This window comes from Psychromonas aquatilis (assembly GCF_038155185.1).
Lineage (GTDB): Bacteria > Pseudomonadota > Gammaproteobacteria > Enterobacterales > Psychromonadaceae > Psychromonas > Psychromonas aquatilis.
In genome coordinates, this window is sequence record NZ_JBAKAZ010000108.1 from 1 (window position 1) to 4,641 (window position 4,641).

4 protein-coding genes are annotated in these 4,641 nt (G+C 36.6%); 3 read left to right on the top strand and 1 reads right to left on the bottom strand.

The features are described from left to right. Positions 1-304: 304 nt before the first annotated feature. The gene (locus V6256_RS14905) at positions 305-1,723 is read right to left on the bottom strand and encodes an exonuclease domain-containing protein (RefSeq protein ID WP_341599062.1); all 1,419 of its coding nucleotides are present in this window, start codon (positions 1,721-1,723) and stop codon (positions 305-307) included. 289 nt (positions 1,724-2,012) lie between these two features. On the opposite strand from V6256_RS14905, the gene V6256_RS14910 reads away from it, so the two are divergent. The 3 genes from V6256_RS14910 to V6256_RS14920 all read left to right on the top strand — a co-directional run bounded on the left by V6256_RS14910 (position 2,013) and on the right by V6256_RS14920 (position 4,184). Then, positions 2,013-2,537: a GNAT family N-acetyltransferase gene (locus V6256_RS14910; RefSeq protein WP_341599063.1), complete on the top strand. Its 525-nt coding sequence runs from the start codon at positions 2,013-2,015 to the stop codon at positions 2,535-2,537. A 115-nt stretch (positions 2,538-2,652) separates the two neighbouring features. Beyond that, complete coding sequence (locus V6256_RS14915) at positions 2,653-3,036, top strand: immunity 22 family protein (RefSeq protein ID WP_341599064.1); 384 nt, start codon at positions 2,653-2,655, stop codon at positions 3,034-3,036. Positions 3,037-3,173: 137 nt separating this feature from the next. After that, positions 3,174-4,184: a hypothetical protein gene (locus V6256_RS14920; protein ID WP_341599065.1), complete on the top strand. Its 1,011-nt coding sequence runs from the start codon at positions 3,174-3,176 to the stop codon at positions 4,182-4,184. Positions 4,185-4,641 lie beyond the last annotated feature (457 nt).

Consider the following 4,641-nt stretch of genomic DNA (forward strand, 5'->3'; position numbering starts at 1 on the left):
ATCAATGCATGACTTTTTTGTAATTGAGAGATGCATATTTTATAAAAGTCGACATTGAGTTTAGCGGTAACATCAAAATTGAAGTTTGCTAGCTCACTTTCATCATTAACTTTACCTAAATACAACCAATTACTTCATTCACCACACAAAAGTAAATCGAGGACACCCAAAGGTTTGAGGATTATGATTCCTTGTCTGCCTTTGAGATATCTAATCTATATTGTTTTCTAGACAGCCCCTATACAAACAGTAGATTAGCGCTCCACCTACTATTAACCTAAGCAATGAGGTGAAGACGTTTTAGTTACTGATTGAGATTTGCGAAATCAATCAATGCATGACTTTTTTGTAATTGAGAGATGCATATTTTATAAAAGTCGACATCGAGTTTAGCGGTAACATCAAAATTAAAGTTTGCTAGCTCACTTTCATCATTAACTTTACCTAAATACAACCAATGAGAAATGATATGAATGCAACTTATATCACTTTGTTCATTGTATTCTTTAATCCCAACAGCACCTTGATAGGGCCAACCCTTAATTTTTATTGGTGCTAATGCTTGTTGCATTCTTATTTGATAAGCGATAACTGTTTCTTGTCCACAACAAATCCCTTTACACTTTTTAAGTTGATAGGAGAAACAAGGACCTTTTCCTTTTTCTAGACCTAGTTGTATGCCACAGAGTTGGTTTTCATCTTTTAATTTACGCAAGGCTTCAATGGCTGTTCGGCGGTTTTTAAACAGTCCATAAGTATTCTTTAATGACGCTTTTTTAGATTGAGTATTTAAATTGTTCATATCAATAACATTGGGCTGTGTAACTTCACCATCAAGGTTATTTTCCCAGTAGATAGTAAACAGAGATTTTTGTTTCCTAAGTTGCCTATTAAACAAAGGAGCCCGAGACTTGACTAGCTCGGACTCTAAAACCAAGGCACTAAACTCACCGGCGGTAGTGATCCACTCAATATCATATACTTGTTGTGCCATCCGCATTTCACGGTCATGACTATGATCGCTAGAAAAATGAGAAATAACCCGAGCTCTAATTTGCACACTTTTACCAACATATAATAAATTCCCTGTTTCACCATAGAATAAATATACGCCTGGCTCATTAGGCATTTTTGAGAAAATATCCGGGTTGATATGGGGCGGTACGCTAGAAAGTTTTTGTTGTGAGGTCATAGCCTCTAAAACTTTTTGATCATTAAACTCATTTCGCATATGTGCGACTATTTGTGGCAGGATAGCAGCATCATCCATTGCTCGATGGCGGCTTTCACAGGTTAAATCAAAGCGTTTAATAATGCTATCAAGGTTATGCTTTTTTACGTTTGGGTACATTTCTCGAGACAACTTAACAGTACATACCACAGGATATTTAAACTCTATATCACTTTGTTTAAAGGCATTTCGTAAAAAGCTAACATCAAATCGAGCATTATGTGCAACCACAACGTGCCCCTTGAGTTTCTCAATAATGACAGGGATCACTTCATCGATAGTAGGGGCGTCAGCAACCATTTCCGGCGTTATGCCTGTTAATTTCTGAATCATGACGGGAATGTGTGTCCCAGGACAAATTAGCGACTGCCATTTATCTGTAATCACACCATTCAATGTTTGTACGATAGCAATCTCAGTTATTTGATCTCGAGTTGGCTTAGTACCTGTTGTTTCAAGATCAAGATATGCCAGTCGGTTAAAATCTACCATAATTACCTGTTACCCATTGATGAAAAATAATAGTGCTAGTCTAATGCCAGCACAAAGCATGACATATAATACGAGTAAACAAGGCCAATGAGTTCACTTTTAAATTAAAACAAAATGACAATGACAGTAAAAAGCCTGCTTAGGCTTATCTATTATCGAATTAACTTTTTTCATGCCTGTAATACTAATTTAATCAATCGTTTATTGAATCTTAGCTTAATATCAAATACTGTGTTTTTTCATTGAAATGCGCACTAAGCGTAAAATTACAGTCGTTAGGTGAAGTTACATGGAAAGTTTTGTGGAAATAAAGGAAGTAGATACAATTGTTGGTATAGCTGAACAATTACATTCACTATTAGTTGATTGTATTAATAGTGGAGCCTCTGTCGGTTTTTTAACACCCGTTGTTAGACAAGAAGTTACAGCTTACTGGGCTGTTGTCGAGTCGGGCCTTAAATTGAGAGAAAGAAAACTGTTTATTGCATATGATGGAAATCGTATTGTCGGTACTGTTCAACTATCACTTTGTTCTAAGCCTAATGGGGCACATCGAGGTGAAGTTGAAAAACTTATGGTTGATACTGATGTGAGAGGAAAAGGCATTAGTAAAAAGCTAATGTCGTCTATGGAATCAGCGGCAGTTGAAATGGGATTATCTTTATTAGTCCTTGATACGCGCTTAGGTGATATTGCTTCTTCACTGTATCGTGCCATGGGTTATAGCGAAGCTGGTCAAATTCCTCAGTTTGCTCGTAGTTCTTCAGGAGAGCTGGAAAGTACGGTTTACTTCTTCAAGCTCTTACCATGTTAAAGATCGTAATATGAGCGCTTGTGAGTTAAGAGTTAAACGGTGATTAATTTCACTATCAATGTTTGAAAAATAGCACATTACGTTTTTATCAAGGTATTATTTTTAGGGGATACTGATGGCATCATATGAAGTTTCACATTTCTTTTTAGGACGTGTTTCAAAGCTTTCCAACTACAATGACTTCATCGAGGAGTATTATGGAGATGATGATGACGCACCGTTATCCAAGTTCTGTGAATCCCAAGGTGAATATTATATAGATCATGACTTTATGGAAGTTGGCGAGAGGGAGGAAGAGCCATCTCTTGCAGCATTTTTTAAGTCGTATTCTTATTCAGAGTCTTGGTCTGCAGCGGTCTTAGAAGAAGCGTTAACCCTTAATCTTGAGGATGCAAACGTACTTATATTCATTACAAAAGATCAAATTGAGAAGCCGAGAACGGTTAAAGGAGATGGTTTTGAGATTGTCTATATTGGTGAATTTGGTTATCCGATTTAGTTTTATGTCTCATGATGCATGAGCTTTTAATGCTAAAAAATCGTGGAAAAAAAATCGTGGACACCCATTAACTTTGACGACGAGCCTTTTCAGTTCTATCTTTAGTATGTCGGTTTTAATACTAAGAGGTCGCCGTTATGACTCAGTCTCGCCAATCACAAGTGTCGTTATCTAATACGCCTTATTATCACTGTATTTCTCGTTGTGTTCGTCGTGCTTATTTGTGTGGTGAAGATAATTATACGAAAAAGTCGTTTGAACATAGACGTCAATGGGTAATTGAGCGAATGCACCACCTTGCTTCTATTTTTAGTATTGATATTTGCGCCTATGCGGTTATGTCTAATCACTATCATTTAGTCTTGCATGTTGATGAAAAACTTAATGATATGCTAACCAATGAAGAGGTGTGTCAACGGTGGTGTCAGTTATATTCTAAGCCTGCTTTAGTGGAGCGATGGCAGAATGAACAAACTTATTCTGTAGCTGAAAATAAAATGGCGTTAACGATAATTAATAGTTGGCGAGGTCGTCTTATCGACATATCTTGGTTTATGCGTTGCTTAAATGAATTTATCGCTCGTAAAGCGAATACAGAAGATGAATGCTCGGGTCGTTTTTGGGAAGGACGCTTTAAATCTCAAGCTTTGCTAGATGAAGATGCATTAGTAACTTGTATGGCCTACGTCGATTTGAATCCTATTCGGGCTAAGATGTATGACTCTCTAGAAAACTCAGAATATACATCGGCTTATGAGCGGATACATGGTGTTGCACATATTAAAGATAATCCATCAACTTATCGGTTCAATAAAAAGCCTTTATTTTGTTTTACGGGTGATGCAGTTGAGAGTCGTGCTGACAATAACGCTGGTGGGATTGCTTTTTCACTATTAGATTATTTGGAATTAGTGGATTGGAGTGGACGTATTTTGCGAGAAGATAAGCGAGGAATGATTGCTTGTTCTCATCCTAAATTACTCAATCAACTTGGCCTAGATGAAACAACATGGTTAACATTAGCAAGCCGATTTGGTAAAGATTACCAAGGGGCAGTCGGGTCTTTAGAAGCACTAGCTTCATTTGCTGAGCATACAGGTAAATGCTGGATAGCCAGTAAAAATCAATTACGACGACAAATGCATTAACTTTCTTAACCTTCCCTATAACCTTCGTAATAAAAATATAATTAGCGGTTTGCTAATGCTACGCATGCGCAGTATTCACAATTTATCTTCGGGTGTGCATTATTTTGATCATATAAATAATTAAAAGCGCATTAGTTAATCATTTCTACGCTTTAAACAAGCGTATTTAAGTTTGTTATATATTTTCAAATATTAATGGCTGTCCAGTAATAGGTTTCCAGTAATAGGTTGCTGTCCAGTAATAGGTTTTGCTATAACTGAAGTTTTGAAAGTAGAAATAAGATTGATATTTAAAAGGGATTTTTTAATATAAAAAAAGTGGTTACGATAGTAGAGATCAAGTTTATGAAATTAGCGATTACTCATAGAGAGTTAATCTTGAGAGGTTTTTCTTTAAGAAGTATTGGTTGCGAGAGCAGGATTTGAACCTACGACCTTCGGGTTATGAGCCCGACGA